At 50.6% G+C, this 17,823-nt stretch carries 15 protein-coding genes; 8 read left to right on the top strand and 7 right to left on the bottom strand.

Annotation, left to right across the window (positions count from 1 at the left end):
• Nucleotides 1–732: 732 nt before the first annotated feature.
• Both AC2215_RS20490 and AC2215_RS20495 read right to left on the bottom strand, forming a co-directional pair.
• Nucleotides 733–945 carry a hypothetical protein gene (locus AC2215_RS20490; protein WP_486811865.1) on the bottom strand — a complete coding sequence of 71 codons (213 nt, stop codon included), beginning with the start codon at nt 943–945 and terminating at the stop codon, nt 733–735.
• Between the two features lie 1,161 nt (nt 946–2,106).
• The gene (locus AC2215_RS20495; protein WP_486811866.1) at nt 2,107–2,322 is read right to left on the bottom strand and encodes a hypothetical protein; all 216 of its coding nucleotides are present in this window, start codon (nt 2,320–2,322) and stop codon (nt 2,107–2,109) included.
• Nucleotides 2,323–2,497: 175 nt separating this feature from the next.
• Between AC2215_RS20495 and AC2215_RS20500 the strand changes: the two genes are divergently transcribed.
• The 3 genes from AC2215_RS20500 to AC2215_RS20510 all read left to right on the top strand — a co-directional run bounded on the left by AC2215_RS20500 (nt 2,498) and on the right by AC2215_RS20510 (nt 6,564).
• Nucleotides 2,498–3,589 (top strand): beta-barrel domain-containing protein, encoded by a 1,092-nt coding sequence (locus tag AC2215_RS20500; RefSeq protein WP_486811867.1) that lies wholly within the window; start codon nt 2,498–2,500, stop codon nt 3,587–3,589.
• Between the two features lie 204 nt (nt 3,590–3,793).
• Nucleotides 3,794–5,197, top strand: a complete 1,404-nt coding sequence (locus AC2215_RS20505) for a serine/threonine protein kinase (RefSeq protein WP_486811868.1) — start codon at nt 3,794–3,796, stop codon at nt 5,195–5,197.
• A complete protein-coding gene (locus tag AC2215_RS20510) occupies nt 5,194–6,564 on the top strand; it encodes a serine/threonine protein kinase (RefSeq protein ID WP_486811869.1) in 1,371 nt (456 codons plus the stop codon). Before AC2215_RS20505 ends, AC2215_RS20510 begins: the two co-directional genes overlap by 4 nt.
• Before the next feature lie 323 nt (nt 6,565–6,887).
• Here AC2215_RS20510 and AC2215_RS20515 read toward each other — a convergent pair whose 3' ends face one another.
• The 3 genes from AC2215_RS20515 to AC2215_RS20525 form a co-directional block, all read right to left on the bottom strand.
• Nucleotides 6,888–7,427, bottom strand: coding sequence for a dihydrofolate reductase family protein (locus AC2215_RS20515; protein ID WP_486811870.1), 540 nt, complete (start codon nt 7,425–7,427; stop codon nt 6,888–6,890).
• 166 nt (nt 7,428–7,593) lie between these two features.
• Entirely contained in the window at nt 7,594–7,992 is a 399-nt protein-coding gene (gene psb27, locus AC2215_RS20520; protein WP_486811871.1) for a photosystem II protein Psb27, read from the bottom strand.
• A gap of 86 nt (nt 7,993–8,078) precedes the next feature.
• Nucleotides 8,079–9,578: a CIA30 family protein gene (locus AC2215_RS20525; protein ID WP_486811872.1), complete on the bottom strand. Its 1,500-nt coding sequence runs from the start codon at nt 9,576–9,578 to the stop codon at nt 8,079–8,081.
• 167 nt (nt 9,579–9,745) lie between these two features.
• Here AC2215_RS20525 and AC2215_RS20530 point away from each other — a divergent pair, with 167 nt between their 5' ends.
• The 3 genes from AC2215_RS20530 (at nt 9,746) to AC2215_RS20540 (ending at nt 14,662) form a co-directional block, all read left to right on the top strand.
• Nucleotides 9,746–10,909, top strand: coding sequence for a class I SAM-dependent methyltransferase (locus AC2215_RS20530; protein ID WP_486811873.1), 1,164 nt, complete (start codon nt 9,746–9,748; stop codon nt 10,907–10,909).
• A 177-nt stretch (nt 10,910–11,086) separates the two neighbouring features.
• Nucleotides 11,087–11,353, top strand: a complete 267-nt coding sequence (locus AC2215_RS20535; RefSeq protein WP_486811874.1) for a hypothetical protein — start codon at nt 11,087–11,089, stop codon at nt 11,351–11,353.
• A gap of 48 nt (nt 11,354–11,401) precedes the next feature.
• Nucleotides 11,402–14,662 (top strand): NACHT domain-containing protein, encoded by a 3,261-nt coding sequence (locus AC2215_RS20540; RefSeq protein WP_486811875.1) that lies wholly within the window; start codon nt 11,402–11,404, stop codon nt 14,660–14,662.
• A 297-nt stretch (nt 14,663–14,959) separates the two neighbouring features.
• On the opposite strand, the gene AC2215_RS20545 is transcribed toward AC2215_RS20540, so the two are convergent.
• Entirely contained in the window at nt 14,960–15,208 is a 249-nt protein-coding gene (locus tag AC2215_RS20545; RefSeq protein ID WP_486811876.1) for a helix-turn-helix domain-containing protein, read from the bottom strand.
• A gap of 120 nt (nt 15,209–15,328) precedes the next feature.
• Here AC2215_RS20545 and AC2215_RS20550 point away from each other — a divergent pair, with 120 nt between their 5' ends.
• Complete coding sequence (locus tag AC2215_RS20550; protein ID WP_486811877.1) at nt 15,329–15,586, top strand: hypothetical protein; 258 nt, start codon at nt 15,329–15,331, stop codon at nt 15,584–15,586.
• A gap of 229 nt (nt 15,587–15,815) precedes the next feature.
• Here AC2215_RS20550 and holA read toward each other — a convergent pair whose 3' ends face one another.
• Nucleotides 15,816–16,805, bottom strand: coding sequence for a DNA polymerase III subunit delta (holA, locus tag AC2215_RS20555; RefSeq protein ID WP_486811878.1), 990 nt, complete (start codon nt 16,803–16,805; stop codon nt 15,816–15,818).
• Nucleotides 16,806–17,038: 233 nt separating this feature from the next.
• Between holA and AC2215_RS20560 the strand changes: the two genes are divergently transcribed.
• Nucleotides 17,039–17,821 (top strand): DUF1868 domain-containing protein, encoded by a 783-nt coding sequence (locus AC2215_RS20560; protein ID WP_486811879.1) that lies wholly within the window; start codon nt 17,039–17,041, stop codon nt 17,819–17,821.
• Nucleotides 17,822–17,823: the final 2 nt, after the last annotated feature.

Genomic DNA, 17,823 nt, shown 5'->3' on the forward strand with positions numbered 1-17,823 from the left:
AATTTTCGATCGAAATTTTTAACAGCTTTCTCGATCTAGACTTTATCCCTATAAAGTAAAGCCATTCCCACTTTGTTCGATATATATAAAATTGATTGGTTGAGTCTTTTTTCATACGAACAGCAAATTTTGTTCGCTCTACGAACATAGAACGAACATGTTAAATCGATCGATGTTATCGATTGATTTCGATTGATTAAGATTGAGATAGATGATGCAACCCTTCAGCGTTGGAATTAACCGTTTGGGTTAAGACTCCAAACCACTCAAAGCCAGACACTTGAACTCAGATGTCAGCCTGACCGAGTAGATGACCCTTACAGAAATAATTCTTCTAGTCAATATATCCTATTTCTTCAAAAGAAGTGCTTTCAATTGGGATAAATTTAATAAACGATTGACCATCGAGAGGTCGATGGATACTTGAAGTTTACTTGAAATATTCTACCTCGATCGCACCACTGAGTCCTCTCGACAAAGTAACCGATACAGATTAGTCTGAAGTTGAAATCTATCGATCTCGAGTCGCTTTCCTCAAATATTTTAAATCTTTACACCTGAAAAATCCTTTTCGACTACCCTTCTAAAGTCCTTGCCAAGAGAATAGACTTTTTCTGTTCGCAAGGACTTTCAGGGTTCGTTAAAGATGGTAGTGCACCCGGATCGAGCGAGGAGGATTACGACTGTACCGACTAGCTAACTAAACGCGCGAACCTCATCAAAGGTTCCGAATTAGTAGCAACCGTAGCCGTAGCTGCTGTAGCTGTAGCCGTAGTATACGGGGCGATAGGAACGGCGATAACCACCACCGTAGCCGTAGGAGGAAGGACGGTAGCTGTAACCACCACCGTAGTATCCACCCCAGTAGCCATAGGCCCCGTTGACGCTGGAGGACTCTTCTGCGGTTAATTCGGTAAACAGTTGAGTTTTGTCGTTGGTATTCATCTCAAACTCCTTGTTGGTGAGTGAAATTAGTGAACTAAATGAATCGTGTGATTCGATTGGCTTGGTCCCAATGAATGGGTGCAAGCTCTATCAATTACTTCTTATTTTCTCGCAAAATTCCGGAGATTTTTATAGAAAAAATCACCCAAAAAATTATGTAAAAAAAACAAAAAACACGAATTTACTTCACTGTATAGGTTTGACACACAAAACTTTTTTTTGCTGTTTATTGAGAATATACTTATATCCAATTAGTTTGACTTTAAATATCAAAAACATTTTCTATTTTGTGAAAATATGTATGGAATAAAATTAATTTTTAGGCTGCATTTTTATGCTCAAAAAATTACGTAAACATACAACAAGAAAAATATATTGCTTTGATATTTAATTTCTACTTTATGTATTGCGATTGTTATAGATGGTATTGAAAACGGACATCGGATCGCTTTAAGTTGGGCGAAACCGAGATCGAGCATATTTACATTTTTTCGATGAATCAAAATTAGAAAATATTATCGTTGGGTCTAAACGTAAAACATCATTCAGAGAAGATTAATATCAAATCCGGTTGATTAATCATAATTAAGGGTTGAAGGCAGGGGAGGCTCCAGGAAGCCGGGGGGAAGACTACCCATAAAGTTGGCGTATTATGGTCATTTAACCGGATCTGATATAAGTTCTCATGTTATTTGATATACAGCTCCACATCTCAATCGAAAATTAATTGAGGATTGAAGATGATAGACATTGAGATCTAATATTCAAACGCCGATCCAATATACCGATTCATTTAATTTTTTTTAGTGCGGATATTGTCCGGATAAACGAACTAGAAACGTTTGATAGCGTTTCTCAAATTGATGAGGTACGGAAGATCCTCATCAATCCCCCTTTATAAGGGGAACTTGAGATTTAAAATTAGCCACCCGCAACGAGCTTCAAAATTACTTTAAAAATAACCTCTAAAACCTAGAATACTCTTCAAAAATTAAGGAATACAATAAAACCTCCCTTTTCTTTGTCTGAGAGTCAGATTTAAAAATCTCAGCCTCAGAGTCTAACCGAATCAAAAAAGGGAGGTTATTTCGGATACTCTAGTTAACTAGAATCCGCTTTTAAAGACTAGCAATTTAAACGATTTTGGCAACCATTTTGGGATTAGTAGCAGCCATAGCCGTATCCGCGACGGCGACCGTAGTAAGAACGACGGTAGGGGCGGTAGTAAGACACCGTGCGATAACCGTAGCCGTAGCCATAAGCACCGTTGACGGTTGCAGCTTCTTCTGTGGTTAAATCCGCAAACATTTCGCCCGATCGAGCCGTCGGCATGACCGTTCCTTCGATGGTTGTGGACTTGGGATCTGTAAGTTGCATAGTAGACTCCATATTTGTGTCAAGTAAATCGATCGAATGCGATCGATTTTGAGTCACGAGTTTGAATTGTTTCTAAACCCGTTAATCCATAAATCTTCAATCCCAGAAAAAATCCGGATACTTTAGCAATAAGTTTGTAAAAACGTGATAGCAACACCCATCAAAATTTGCCGTCATGTCGAATCAATTCGGGGCCGATCCCCCCTTCCTTCAGACTGAAGAATTTCTCCCCCCCGTCAATCGCTGGGCAAGCATTGGAGGATTGCTGGTGGTGGGCGTATTGGGGGCTGCGGTGGTTTTATCGGGTCTGATTAAATATGATGTCACTGTCAAAGCCAGCGGCCGCGTTCGTCCCCAATGGGAATCGCAACTCGTCCAAGCCCAAACCGATGGCATCATCAGCAGTATCGAACTGCGAGAACACCAAGAGGTGGAAGCTGGAGACGTTCTCGCCTACCTGGAAACGAGCGCAACGCCCCAGATTCGGACGCTGCAAACCCAGCAGCAGGAACGATTGGCAAATGTCGATATGTATCGCACCCAGTTGGGAGAGGCGGAAGTTCGAGTTGAGAGTTTGCGATCGCAAATTTTGCAAAAATCGGAATGGATCGCGATCGCCGGTTCGACGAGAACCCCCAATGAAGCCAACCCCAACTATACCGTTGCCCTCGCCCTGGAAAAACTCGCGGCATCATCTCCCCAGGAAGCGGAAGATTTGAAAAAACAATGGGAAGATGCCGTCAAAAAACAAACCCAACTCGAACGCCAAGTTCAGTTAGAAGCCACCGCCTTAATCGAAATTGAAAGCCAGATAGAGGCCGGCGCCCTGCCAATTCCCGCCGATGGCACCATCCTCAAACTCAACCTCCAGAGTCCGGGACAGCGAGTTCGCGCCGGGGAAGTGCTTGCCGAAATCGTCCCCGACGAACCCCTCGTGATTCGGGCGCGGGTTGCGGTGAGCGATATTGGCAAGGTGAAGGTGGGGCAATCGGTGCAACTGCGAGTGTCGGCATACCCGTACACCGATTACGGACTTTTGGCCGGAGAAGTGCAAGCCATTGCCCCGGATACCACCGCCCCGAATAACGGCTTGGGTGTTGCGCCCTATTACGAAGTCACCGTCGAACCGGAACGAGCTTATTTGGTGCGAGGGGATGTGGAGTATCCCCTAAAAGCGGGAATGGAGGTGAACGCAGATATCACCACCAATCGGGAAACCGTTTTGCGATCGCTCCTGAGGAGAGCTAGGTTGTGGGTGGATGGGTGAATTTGGAATTCGGAAGGGGAATGGGGAATGGGGTGTGGGGTGTGGAAAACAGAAAATTTTGAGTGGTTCGCCAACATATTCTTTTCCTTGTCTTCCCCCTCTCCCTTGTCTTCCTTGTCCCCCTAGCTCTGTCTCCCATTTCCGAAACTAGGTTCGATCGCGTCGTAGTTTTTTGTAGCAACGAATATTGCCTTAAGAATCCCTATGACAGTACGATCGCTCGGAAATTGGTCGGGGCAGGTTTTGCACGATCGCTATCAGGTTTTGTCCCTGTTGGGCAAGCAAGCCGGACGCATTACGCTGCTTGCCCTGGATTTAGAACATCATCAGCAAGTGGCGATTAAACTCTTGCTCTTCGGTGCCGATGTCAACTGGGAGGATCTCAAACTCTTCGAACGCGAAACCCAAGTCCTGCAAACCCTCTCCCATCCGGCTATTCCCAGGTATCTCGATTCCTTTGAACTGGATTTGCCCCAGGGGAAAGGATTCGCCCTGGTGCAAACCTACATCAACGCCAAATCCCTCGAAGCTCACCTCCAAGCCGGACGCCGTTTCAGCGAAGGGGAAATTCGCCACATCCTCACGGCTATACTCCACATCTTGAGTTACTTGCACCGACGGCAACCTCCAGCCATTCACCGGGATATCAAACCGAGCAATATTCTCCTCGCCGATACCGACGAGAATTCTCCCCCCAACGCTCGAGATGGGGTGTATCTGGTGGATTTCGGTTCCGTCCAAACCCTAGCGAGCAAGCAAGGTCAAACCATTACCGTAGTGGGAACCTACGGCTATATGCCCCCGGAACAGTTTGGTGGCCGGGCGGTTCCGGCTTCGGATATCTATGGGTTGGGAGCAACGGCGATCGCCCTAGCCACGGGAATTCCCCCGGCAGACTTGCCCCAAAACCAGATGAAAATCGATTTTAGCCGCTTCAACCGATTGAGTCCGGGGCTGACGCAATGGATCGAGAAGGCGATCGAACCGAGTCTCGATCGTCGCTTTTCCTCTGCTCAAATGGCGCTTGAAGCCCTGGAAAAGCCCAATTCCCCGATCGAAAAACCCAAAAAATCCCTGACAACTCTGGGGCTGCTGTGGCACGTTGGCTGGCGCAGTTTGGTGATGGGGGGACTCGCCGGAGCTGTTTACGGTGGCATTTATGGTGGCGTAAACGGTCTCGCGCTCGGTGTCTCTAGTAGTTTAATGAATAGCCTTAGTGTTGCGAGCGTCGCGCTCCTCTTTGGGGCAGGATATGGCAGTACGGTGGGTTTATGGGTGGGTGCGGTAAACACCCTCGTGGTGGGATTATTGACTCGTCGGTTCTTCTTTCCCCTCAAAAATGCTCGACGCTATCGACGGGTTTTGAGATTTTCTACGACTGCGGTGGGTACTCTTTCTGGGATTATCGGCTTTTTTGTCCCCACTTTCTTCCTATTATCCGCAAATCGTGCATCGCACATCGCGCTCGGGTTGTTTTTTAATGTCGTTCCTGCGATCGTCCTGGGTTTATCGATGGGTGCGATTAGTAAACCGATCGCTCGGTGGTACGAAGGGAGAACGGGCAATTCAGAAGGGCAAAATTTGCAATTGAAGGGGGAGAGACGATGATGGAAGTCATTGGCGATCGCTACCAAATCCAGAAGCAACTGGGCAAGCAAACGGGACGACAAACCTTTCTGGCAACGGATTTACACACTCAAGAACGGGTGGTTATCAAGGTTTTGTCCATGGGAATCGATTTTGAATGGCAGGAACTGAAGCTGTTCGAGCGGGAAGCCCAAACCCTCAAAACCCTGAATCATCCCTCGATTCCTAAATACTTAGATTATCTAGAATGGGACGATCGATTTGCCCTGGTACAAACCTACGTGGAGGGCAAAACCCTCGAAGAACACCTCAAAGCCGGACGCACCTTTAGCGAAGGGGAGGTTCGGAAACTGGCAAAATCTCTGCTGGAAATTCTCGTTTACTTGCACCAACTCGAACCGGCGACAATTCACCGGGATATCAAACCGAGCAATATTCTCCTGGGCGATCGATCGGGAAACAGCGTCGGACAAGTTCATTTGGTGGATTTCGGCGCGGTGGCTCATTTGGTGGCCCGGGAAGGGGGTACGATGACCGTGGTGGGAACTTACGGCTATATGCCTCCCGAGCAGTTTGGCGGACGGGTGGTTCCGGCTTCGGATTTGTACAGTTTGGGGGCAACGTTAATTTACGTGGCGACGGGATTGCATCCGACGGAACTGCCGCAACGGGATTTGCGTTTGGAATTCGATCGAGTGGTGGATCTCGATCGCCCCTTTGCCGACTGGCTGGCATGGTTGACGGAACCGAGCTTGGAACAGCGCCCCCAATCGGCACGAGAAGCCCTACAAGCTCTGGAAAATCCTCCCCCTCGTCCCCGATGTGAAGAACAAAAACAACTTGCTCCCGTTGCCTCCAAACCCGCCGACAGCGAGGCAATCCTCAACAAAACTCGAGATCGCTTTGAAGTCTGTTTACCTCCGAAAGGGATTGGGTTTGGCGCGATCGCCCTGCTGACGCTATTCTCCCCGGTGGCAATGTATGCCTTTTTTGTCCCCAGTTTGATACTGAAACTGTTGTTGGGGGGACTGGCGGTATGGCTGATGCAGATTTGGATCTTTTATAACTACCGCGAGATGCGATTGTATCTGGACGCGCATCAGGTTGCTCTGACACAGCGGCTGTTTGGGCGAACTCTCAAGCGGTGGCAGCATTTCCGAAAGGGGGAAGGCGATCGTGTTACAACCCAATCGCGATCGTCCCTGAGTCCGGAGGAGATCGGACTCGCATATCGCCACCACGAAGGGCAATCGTACCTCTATCTCCAAATCCGTCGGAGTACCTACAAACTGGCCAATACCCGCCGGTTTAGCAAAGCGGAAATTGAATGGTTGAAGCTCGAGTTGCTCGATTGGCTGCGGCGATCTAGCAGTCGCCATATCAATTAGGATACTCGTGACGGTGGGCTTCGGAGGCAGAGGGAGCAGGGGAGGCTGGGGGAGAAAGACCCTAGCAAAAATGCAGAAGTGTCCTAACGATCTCGCCTGGGGGATAGACTTATGAAATCGCTGTCCTTGGCCACCCTACAAGAGCTTAAGATTTACCGAGCGCGCCATGTGCAACTTCATTCTTCAAAATCCTCTCGCACGGGGAGAAGGGGGAAGGAGAAAAGGGGGATGTTTCGACTCGTTCACCATATTTCGACCCGTTCACCATGTGGCGAGCACTTAAAGTTGCACACCGCGTTGATGCTAAATTATCGCGATCGAACTCAAATATTAACCGAATTAGAAATAACGCGATAGTACATGAAAGCCACACCGTTATCGTAAATTTTAGATTGCATCAGTTCGAGTTTCGTTTGGGCGATCGCGCCTGAAAATAACGGGACTCCCGTCCCCATTAAAAATGGATTGATTTTGAGAATAATTTCATCAATTAAGTTTTCCGAAAACAGCGTTGTGGCTAAATTTGCACCACCGCACAGGTAAATATCTTTTCCCGTTTTTTGCTTCAGATTACGAACGAATTCACCGATATTTTCTGAAACGAGGGTGACGCGGGGGTCGGGACTTTGCGCCATCGTTCTGGAAAAAACGACACTCTCCATCATCGGATACGGATCGGTTTTTCCCTCTTTTAGCCCGACTTCATAGGTTTTACGTCCCATCAAAACGGTATCGAATTGCTGTAGGGATTCCAGGTAATCTCGAACGGGTTCGCCATCGAAGCAAAACCCATCAAACGAGCCATCCTCGTGGGCGATAAAACCATCGACGCTACAGGCAACGTAATATTTCAGTTGACGCATAAAAAAGCTCTCCCGATCGCGTTCCTATGCTAGCAAACGGATAGGGAGATGGGGAGATGATATGGCGCGACGGAAGCGGTGTTAGGTGTAGGGTGTGGGGAAAATTCATCTCCCTTGTCTCCCTTGTCTCCCCCCTCTCCCTTGTCTCCTTCTCCCCCTACTTTCCCTAAGATTCGCGATTCAGCGCTCTTTCCACTTGCTTGAACTCTTGCTCTAAGCGAGTTTTGAGTTTCTTGGAGAGGGGGCGGTTGCCGTAGGAATTGTAGTAGCCGGCGAGGGCATCTAGTGCGGTTTGCATCGTGGTAAACGAAGGCCGTCCGGTGACGTTTTCATCCCGACGATAGCGAGCGATGAATTCGTAAATGGTGTTCTTAGCGGTGGCTTGCGCTTTGGCCTTTTCGGGGGTTCCTTCCGGTAGCTCGATGGCGGTGCGTAAGTTATTAATCACGGTGAGAGAATCTTGGTTGTAGTTGCCCGTAATCGCAGCGGAAGAGGAGGAGCAGCCCCCCAAACCGATGGCAACCACTAAAACTAGAGCCAACACGGAGGACAAAAATCGTTTCATGGATTTGGAATCGCTAAACTGCAAAAATGTTAAGGAATTTTAAAATCCTATCTCGAATTGGGATCGCTCGAATAGAGGGGATCGGGTTAAGGCGTGGCAGATAGGGCGCGATCGTCTTGCAGGCTGGTGAAGAAACCATCCCAGTCCTGACCTGCTTTTCCTGGGGTTGCGGCTTCTTTTACCTCGAAGGTGACGTTGCGCGCCTGGGGATTTTCGATCGCCCGCACGCACAGTTCGGCGATATCTTCCCGCGAACACTTGCCTTTAATCGTATCGCCGCGATCGGCCATTAACGCTTTGCCCCCCGGTTCTTCCGTTAAAGCGCAGGGACGGACGATGGTATAGGGAACGCCACTGGCGCGGACGCTATCTTCCCCTCGCAGCTTCCAGGTGAGGATGCCGCCGAGTTGGTCGTTCATCCGCACTGCTGGGGGTTCTTCGTCTAAGTTCAATCCCGGTTTTCCCGGACGAGTCACGCCAGCGGAACTCACCATCACAAACTGAGGTAGGCTATTTCCGCCGTAAGCGGCGATCGATTCGATTTCCAGCCGGAAAGAACCGGGACTGAAGACGGGGTTGAGTTCGCCGTCGTACTCAAACTTGCTCAGCATCAGTTGGAAGGCTCGAATATTGCTCGTATCCACCGGGGCGTGGTCTTTCAGGGTTTTGGCGCGGAAGGTGGCGATCAGATCGGCGAAGGGAATGCGGATGCTGGTGGAGATGTTGTAGACGGTATCGAAGGAGTAGCAATAGCCGATGCCGTCCCATTTATCGCTATCCCGGAGAATGAATTTGTAGCGGTTGCCATCCCCTTTAATTCGCAGTTCGATCCCTTCGTAGCCCGATAAATTCAGGGGAATATCCAGGTTGCGGGTGCGAACGGAGGCAAACCCCCCGGAGTTGGCAGTGGAGACGTTGCCGCTAAATAATGCCGCGCCGTACACGGGTTGGATGCCGCTTTCGCTGACACCACCCATCACCACATCGTCGATCGCCCCCCAGAGTTCGTCAATGGGGCGATCGGGTTGGGTGAAATCGAAGATAGATCGTTTGTTGGGGGCGTTTTTGAGATATTTCGCTGCCCCCGTCACCAGATTTTCGACGCCGCGATACTCGATATATTCCGGGGTTCCCACCACTTCCGGCATATAGAATTTGATGCCTTGGTAGTATTTCTCGCGAGTGGGGGTGTCCCCTTCCACCGGTTGGACGCGGGTTCCGGTGCAGCAAATCACCGATCGAATATTGTTAAATACTGCCGGGGTGAGGGTTTCGGGGAGGGTAATATCGGCTTCAATTAGTTCGACGTTGTTACCCAAGACTTCTTTACCCCGTTTGGCATCGCGAACGATCGCCCGGACGGTATAGCCCCGTTCTAAAAGGCGGCGTACCACCCGTTTGCCCACGCCTCCCGTCGCCCCGGCAACGAGGACGACACCGGTTTGGGGTTTTTCTTCGATCGAGGTCATCGCACCTCCTCCCAAGAGCTTCTGGAGCCACTTACAGCTTCCCACAAAGGGGATGATGCCGAAATACCCCAGGGTTTTGGCAAATCGGCCGGCATCCCATTTCTCGCGTTGGGTCATCGCTCAAATCCTCAAGTTTTGCAACGGTTTGTAACTAAATTGTAAAAAATATTTGCAATTTGCGGTTTCTTTGTGGCGGTGGCGATCGCCCCTTGACGGCAAAACTGCGAATCAAAATCGCTAACATAGACCTATCGAGCGCCAGCCTGTGAGAGATTCGCCAAAAAATGACCGAACAATTCAAACACGCCCTGCTGCCAGAAACCACCCACGACGAACTTGCCCGTCAGCACTTTGTCATGAGTTTGAAATCCCACATTATGGGGAAGATCGCGCCGGGTAACAAAGCCGTTTACGATCGCGTCGCCAAACCCGAGTTTGAGGCAAAATACCAGCGATCGCCCGAAACCCGCTACGAAGTTCGGGAAGTGATGGCAAAACAGCCCTACTATCGGTGGTGGGGGGCGCTGCAACGGATGCAGCAGGAGATGATGTGGGCATCGGTGGCATCCAGCGTCGATCGTCAGCATACCCAATTGGGCGATCGCACCCAAACCCTCGATAAGTCCGTGGGGTCTTTAACCCTCGACCCCGAATTGCCGATTCCCGCGTACCAAACTGCCGTCGATATTCACTGTATGCCCGGTGGATATGGGGGAGAAGATACCGACGAAGATATGACTGCTGGGGCAATTTACGATCGCGGAACGTACCTCTACGGCCGGGGTTGGCTGGGACCGCTGAACGACGATGTGGGCGCGTCGATGGTGGAAAATTACCTCAAGGCAAACTATCCGGATTTTCAGCCCCGGAAAATTATCGATTTGGGCTGTTCCGTGGGCCACAGTACCCTGCCCTACGCAGATGGATACCCGGATGCAGAAGTGTGGGCGATCGATTTATCGGCCCCCATGTTGCGTTACGCCCACGCTAGGGCACAAGCGTTGGGTAAACCGGTCCATTTTGCCCAAGGCAACGCCGAACGCACCCAATTCCCCGATGCATCCTTCGATTTAGTGGTGTCTCACATCTTCCTGCACGAGATTCCCGTCTGCGCCATTCGCAACGTGCTGCGGGAGTGCTATCGCCTGCTGGCCCCCGGAGGCATCGTCATCCACGCCGAAGCCCTTCTCTACAAGCATTTGGATGTGTTCCGCGAGTTTCTATACGATTGGCAAACTGCGAATAATAACGAACCCTTCTGGAGTGGGATGCGGGATTTGGACTTGCGGCAGGAATTCATCGATGCTGGGTTTGATGCAGAGGGGGCGATCGAAACTTTCGTGCCGAATGGGGTTTGGAAATCGAAAATGACCAATTCCGATCAGAAGGCTGGATTGAATCAGCGGGGAACTTGGTTTGCGGTGTGCGGGAAGAAAATTAAAAATTAAAAATGCAAAATTAAAAAATCTTGGAGTACGAGGAAGAATTGTAGGGTGGGTCGCTAAATCCCCCGATCGTTCGAGCGTTTTCAGACGATAAGCTGCCCACCTTGCCCAACTTCAAAAGAGCATCCGTATCTAAATCCTGATGCGAGATTAAAAATCAAATTGGAATTTTGATTGAATATGGCGAAAAACGTAAAAGGAAAACGACCGATTTACCTCGATGGTTCGCAAACAGATAAATTATTGGAAATTGTGATGGCGTTGGTGGGAGAGGTTTCGGTTTTGCGCGATCGACTCGATACGATCGAGCGGTTGGTTGAAGCAAAAGGTATTCTCTCTCGGGAAGAGATTGAAGCCTATCAACCAGATGATGTTGTTTTTCGAGAACGGGAAGAATGGCGATCGCAGTATTTAGAACGAGTGTTGCAAGCGATTGAAAAACAATGAACAATTAATAATGAACAATGAACAATTAATAATTGACTAATCAATTTTATGACGATTGAAGGAGCAACGGCAGGTAAAATAATTGCTTCACTGGCAGGGAAGGTGACACCTTTTCTTGTTGAGAAAGTTCGCAGTCAAGTTAATCCCAATGAAATTGAGGAGGCGCGAAAAATTGGTGTTGAAACTGCGAACGAACGAGAAGAAGGTTTAGCCGTATCCGAGCAACTATTTCGTCGTTGTTCTCGAGACTACGTTTTGGGAACTTTTTTAGTCAAATTTCTCCAGGAAAATACCGACGAACTTCAGAAGCCGCTAAATAACCAAGGGGAGCCAAATGTCAAGTATTTGGTCGAACGTTTTAAACGCCTTGCAACAGAGGATCGACATATCGATCTCGAAGGATGCGAAAACCGAATCGAACCGTGGCTAAAAGAATTCTTGCGCGGGTATGTTGAAGAAACCAAAGCCGGTTCGCGGATGCGGGTGGCGCGGGAGGATTATTTACAACAACTGGCAAATTACTACGATGATGTGAAATTTGCTGGGATTCGGGTGGCGGGACAGGAAACGGATAAATCGGAAAAGTTAGTCAATATTTTCGTGATGCCGGAGGTGGAGGAAGAGGGGAGAAATGGTGGCAGCGATCGCCTCGATTTTGCCCTAGAAGCGGCAAGAGAATCCACAACCGATCGCCAATCGGAATTACTGCGAGAACAGCGGTTTTTAGCTCAGAGAGAACGCAGCGGTAGGAAATTTTCAGCGGCGCAGTTGTTATCGCAAACTCAAGCCAAAAATGTGGTAGTTTTAGGCGAGCCGGGAGCGGGAAAAACGACGCTGCTGAGTTATTTTGCCGTGGTACTCGCCGAGCCGGATTCGATCGAAACATCGGAAGAAAATACGATCGCATCTCTGCATTCCCAAGATTACTTGCCCATCTTAATTCGGATTCGGGATTGGGCGCGAAACCTCGATCGCAGTTTGCCGGAATACCTGCACCACTTCGCCGAAAACACCCTCCACACCCAAACCCTGCCGGAAGGCTTTTTCGAGCGCTGGCTGGAGGCGGGACGGGCGCTGATTTTGCTCGATGGGTTGGATGAAGTAACCCAAGAAGCCCAGCGATACGAAGTGGTGCGGCGAATCGAGAATTTTTTGGGGCGTTATCCCGAGAATGGCAATCGGGCGATCGTTACATCTCGTCCTGCGGGGTACAAGCGAGACTTTTTCCGCACCGAGGCGTTTCCCCACTACTGGCTGCAACCTTTTGGGGACGATCGCATCGAAACCTTCATCCATGCCTGGTACGAGAATCGCATCGCCGACAGCGCCGAAGCCCAACGCCGCCAGCAGAGTCTCCAGAACGCCCTCAACCGGAACGATCGCATCAAAAACCTGGCGCGCAATCCCCTGCTGCTGACGATTATCGCCCTAATTCACCGCTACGAAGCTCACCTGCCCAAACAGCGCCACAAATTATACGATCGGGCGGTGGAAACCCTGCTGGTGAATTGGGATGCCTACAAATCCTGGGAGGGAGATGGAGATACGAACAACCACCTTTGCCAGCACCTGGAACCCGACGACTGGCGGCGCTTGATGGCGCAGGTTGCTTACTGGATTCATACTTGCGGAAGTACTGAGGATACAGCTGGGGGAACCCTCATCGATAAGGACGAGTTAATCGATTTTTTGGCCGATGCGATTCGCGGGTTAAAGTCGATCGAGCGCTACAAAGCCAAAGCCGAGGCAAAGCGGTTTCTCGATTTCGTGCGCGAACGAACGGGACTGCTGAACGAACAGGGACAGGACTGCTACGCCTTTGTCCACAAGACGTTTCAGGAGTACCTAACGGCGGAGGAAATCGACTATCAAGCTGATAACGAGGGGGAGTTCGACATCGTTCTCAACTGTATCGGCGATCGTCTCCACGATCCTCACTGGCGAGAGGTGCTGCTGTTACTCATCGCCCAGCAAAAGCCGAAGAAAGCAGCGAAGGCAATCCGTCGGATGTTGGAACGGGGAAGCGAATATGAGGAGTGGTTGCATCGGGATTTGCTATTTGCAGGGTGGTGTCTGGCGGAAGATGTTAAGGGATTGAACGGTGCGGATGCTGGGTTATGTGAGGAGGTATTGCAGGGTTTGGTGGGGTTGGAAGTGAGGGATTGGAAGAAACTGGGCGGACAAGTTCAGACCCAGGTATTTGAGGTTCTGTGCAGTTTGGAAGAAACGGCATTCGAGGAAAAGGCACTGGCGTTGCTGAAAGAAGCGAAGATTATGGAAGGGCAATTGCTGAGGTATCGATCGGCTTTAGGAGAACAGGATGCAGTTGTTGAGATATATCTCCAATTTCTCAAGGATGAGGATTCGTCGGTGCGTTTCTCCATTGCCGAGGTACTGGGAGAGTTGGGAGTGGCATCGGATGAGGTGGTGGATGCGCTCGTTCAATCTCTGAAGGATGAGAATTCGTTGGTGCGTGAGAATGCAGCCAGGGTGCTGGGAGAGTTGGGAGTGGCATCGGATGAGGTGGTGGATGCGCTCGTTCAATCTCTGAAGGATGAGGATTGGTGGGTGCGTTTGTATGCAGCCAGGGCGCTGGGAGGGTTGAACGTGGAATTGGAGAAGGTGGTGGATGCGCTTGTTCAATCTCTGAGGGATGAGGATTCGTCGGTGCGTCGGGATGCAGCCAGGGCGCTAGGAGGGTTGAAGGTTGCATCGGAGGAGGTGGTGGATGCGCTTCTCCAATCTCTGAGGGATGAGGATTCGTCGGTGTGTCGGGATGCAGCCAGGGCGCTGGGAGGGTTGAACGTGGCATCGGAGGAGGTGGTGGATGTGCTTCTCCAATCTCTGAAGGATGAGGATTTGTCGGTGCGTTGGAGTGCAGCCTGGGCGCTCGCAAAGTTGAAAGTGGAATCGGAGGAGGTGGTGGATGCGCTTCTCCAATCTCTGAAGGATGAGGATTCGTCGGTGCGTAGTAATGCAGCCGAGGCGCTAGGAAGGTTGAAGGTGGCATCGGATGAGGTGGTGAATGCGCTTCTCCAATCTCTAAGGGATGAGCATTGGTGGGTGCGTTTGTATGCAGCCGAGGTGCTGAGAGGGTTGGAGGTGGCATCGGAGGAGGTGGTGGATGCGCTTGTTCAATCTCTGAAGGATGAGGCTTCGTGGGTGCGTTTCTCCGTTGCCAAGGCGTTGGGTCAGCTAGGCAAGCAATCTGATACTGTCTTCCCTACGGTTGTCGCCTGGATCGAGGAACACCAAGATTGCAAATATCTGGGCAGTGGCATTGATACCCTGTGGTATTTGGTGAAATGAATTCGGAATTCGGAATTCGGAACCACGATATCTTGTAGGGGCAAAGCATTCGGCAAGAAACTTTTTGGTTAAACCTACCCACAAACGCCCGAATGCTATAGCCTGCGGCATGGCTGCGCTAACGCCCTTCTTCCCGTCTGTTAGATACGCAAAGTCCGATTTCGTTCATCCGCGATACTGGTGGGTGGCAGACATCAGGAAGGGCGAAGCATTTGGATATACAAGATTTCATTTGATTCGTTCGATATCGCCCAAATGCTTTGCCCCTACGAGATTGACAATGATTACGATCGGCACTCAGGTGCGATCGTCGGAATTTTCCAAAAACTCTCCTAAGTACAAACGCACGAACTCGTCAGCAGCCGCCCGATTCATCTCTTGCAGCGCTTTAGCAATCTCAGCGATGGTATCCCCGCTGGGATCGGTTCGTTCGTGAAACCAGCGAAATACCACAGAAGGTTTCGCCCCTAATGCAACTGCCAGTTTATTTTGGCTGATGTTGTGATTTTCTAAGACTCGTCTGAGGGCTAATCCTGCTTTTCCCATGCCCTCGATCGTGACAGAGAATCTTGCGGGCGTAAATATTTGCAGATCTGCGAATGTCCGATACACTAAAAGTATTCGCAGATCTGCGAATATTTTTCCTCATCAAATTTCTGTAATCCTATGTTTCAAAGCAATTCCAACGAACCCAACCCCGCGACTCCCGCAGAAGTGCGATCGAGCGGCGATCGAGAAGCCGTCAAAATTATGGTGGTGGGTTCGCCACCCGCCGTCACCAAAATCATCCACACCCTCTATCGCCTCGGGTTTGCGGCAGTCACCGCCTGGAGTCCTCCCATCCCCACAGCCATTCCCGGCGAAGTGATGCGAGTTTTAGTCCGTCGAGTCAGCGTTGATGGCAATTCACAATTGAGTCAGTAGGTCAGAATTGAGCAACACGAGTCAATCGTCGAACCCACCCCCTGCCCCTCCCAAGAGGGGAGTATTAGATAAACATTTTCCAGATTTTTTCCCAATATTAATGCGATCGTTCCCCTCTTGGGAGGGGTTAGGGTTTTACTCAATGAAAACTTGTAGGGGCAATCCCCCTGTGGTAGCCCCCATCCGGTCGGGGTAGGCACGGGGGCACTACCCCTACAAGCAATTATCATCAACGGCTGCCGAAAATTTCGCACAACTCCACCACCTTCGTTTGCAGCGTCATCCTGTCATCCCCACTCCGCTTGAGGCCGAATTCCAGTTCCAGCAACACCGGCAGCGCCTGGGTCAATTGTTCCAAGCGCACGCCACCCACCTCCTGACGCAGAAAATAAATCCGTTTGGGATTCTCCACCCCAGCCATCCGGGCAATATTGCGTTCGTCCGATTCCCCCGATGCGATCGCCAATTTCACCCACAACCAGGTGCGAAACATCCCTACCAACGTCGCCACGATTCTCAACGCCGGTTCGTTGCGATCGAGCAAATCTCCCACCAATCCCAACGCCACCCCCACTTCCCCCCGACGAATCGCCGTCGCCAGTTTCAGACTATTTTGGGTACTCGCCGTCACCAATCGATCCACCGCTTTCCCGTCGATGGGCTGCGAACTTTCCCCTCGATACAGTTGCAGCTTCTGCAATTCCCCATACAGCCTGCGGGTATCGTTACCAATCGCTTCCGCCAGCCGTTCGGTTGCCTCTCCCGTCAGCGCCACCCCCATCTCCCGCGCCATCTGCCGTACCCTCCCCGCCAGTAAATCCGTCTTCCACGGGGGAATCGGGGAAAATTCCTTAAACTCTTGGGCCGCTTTTTTCAGTAACCGGGTGGATTTGAGGCGGCCGTCGGGCTTTTTGCGACTGGTGAGTAGCAATACCGACTCCGGCGGCAGTGCTGTCGCCGTCCGTTCCAACTCCGCGAGTACTTCCGCCGAACATTGCTGGCACAGGGCACTATCCACCAGCCAAACCAGCCGTCCGCCTCCCCCAAACGGCGGTGTCATCGTTTGATTCAATCCATCGATCGCCCCATTTGCCCGATCGGGCCCAATTTTGTCAAAATTAAACGAACCCCACGCCGGATCGAGAATGCGATCGCGCAACGCCGTCACCGCCCGATCCATCGCAAAATCATCTTCTCCCCAGTAGACGTATATCGGCATGGTTTTTTGGTTGGAGTGTGGGGGGTTTGGAGGCAGGGGAGGCAGAGGGGGCACAGAGGGCAAAGAAAATTCATCGTACGCAGTGGGAGCATCTTGCTCCCGTTTCCCCCAATTCTCCCCATTCCCTATTCCCTATTCCCCATTCCCTATTCTGAATTCTGTAACCGTGTATTCTGTTTGCAACAAGCCACCCCAATTACAATAGAGAGATGACTCAATAAAAGGGTGAAACATTGGACGATACCTATCAAGCTTATCTCAAGCGAGTGGCGCGGATGACCCTACCGGAAGCCAATTCCGTGCAGTTGCAGTATATTCAAGACTCCCCGAAATTTGCCGTTGGGTCTGACGGGGTCGCCAAAGCCGTATCGTTTCCCGGCTACAGCGTCATCACTCCCCCCTGGCAAGACGACGGCGGCAACGATGAATTTTATCAAGATATCGCCGCCTGCCAGGAAAAATTGCTCGCCAAACTCGAACCCAATTTGCTTGCCCCCCTGCCGCAGAAGAGTTTTCACTTGACTTTAGCGGATTTAATTTGGGATAGCGCCTATCAGGATGCAGCGGGAAATCCTGAGTTTGAGGCGAAGCTGCGCCATTGCATCGGCAAGACGTTCCAGGAGTGCGAACCCGAACTCATCCACGGTACGCCCATTCGCTGGCAACTGTTGGGACTGATTGTCATGACGCGGGCGATCGCCATTTGTTTGGCCCCCAAAGACGAAGCTTCCTACGATGCGATCGTGCGCTTGCGTCGCGCCATCTATCAAAATGCCGACATCATCGGCTTGGGCATCGAACAACAGTATCACTTCACAGCCCACGTCACCTTGGGATATTTCGGCCGAGTTCCCGAAGATTTAGATCGCGATCGCACCCTCGAAGTCATTTCCGAGTTAAACCAACAGTGGATCGATACCTCCTGCGAACTGCGGGTACATCGCGCCGAACTCCGCAAATTCGAGGATATGACCGACTATCGCCGCGCATCGGACTGGCCCGTATTGGAACTGTAGAA

The sequence above is a fragment of the Zarconia sp. genome, assembly GCF_057467645.1.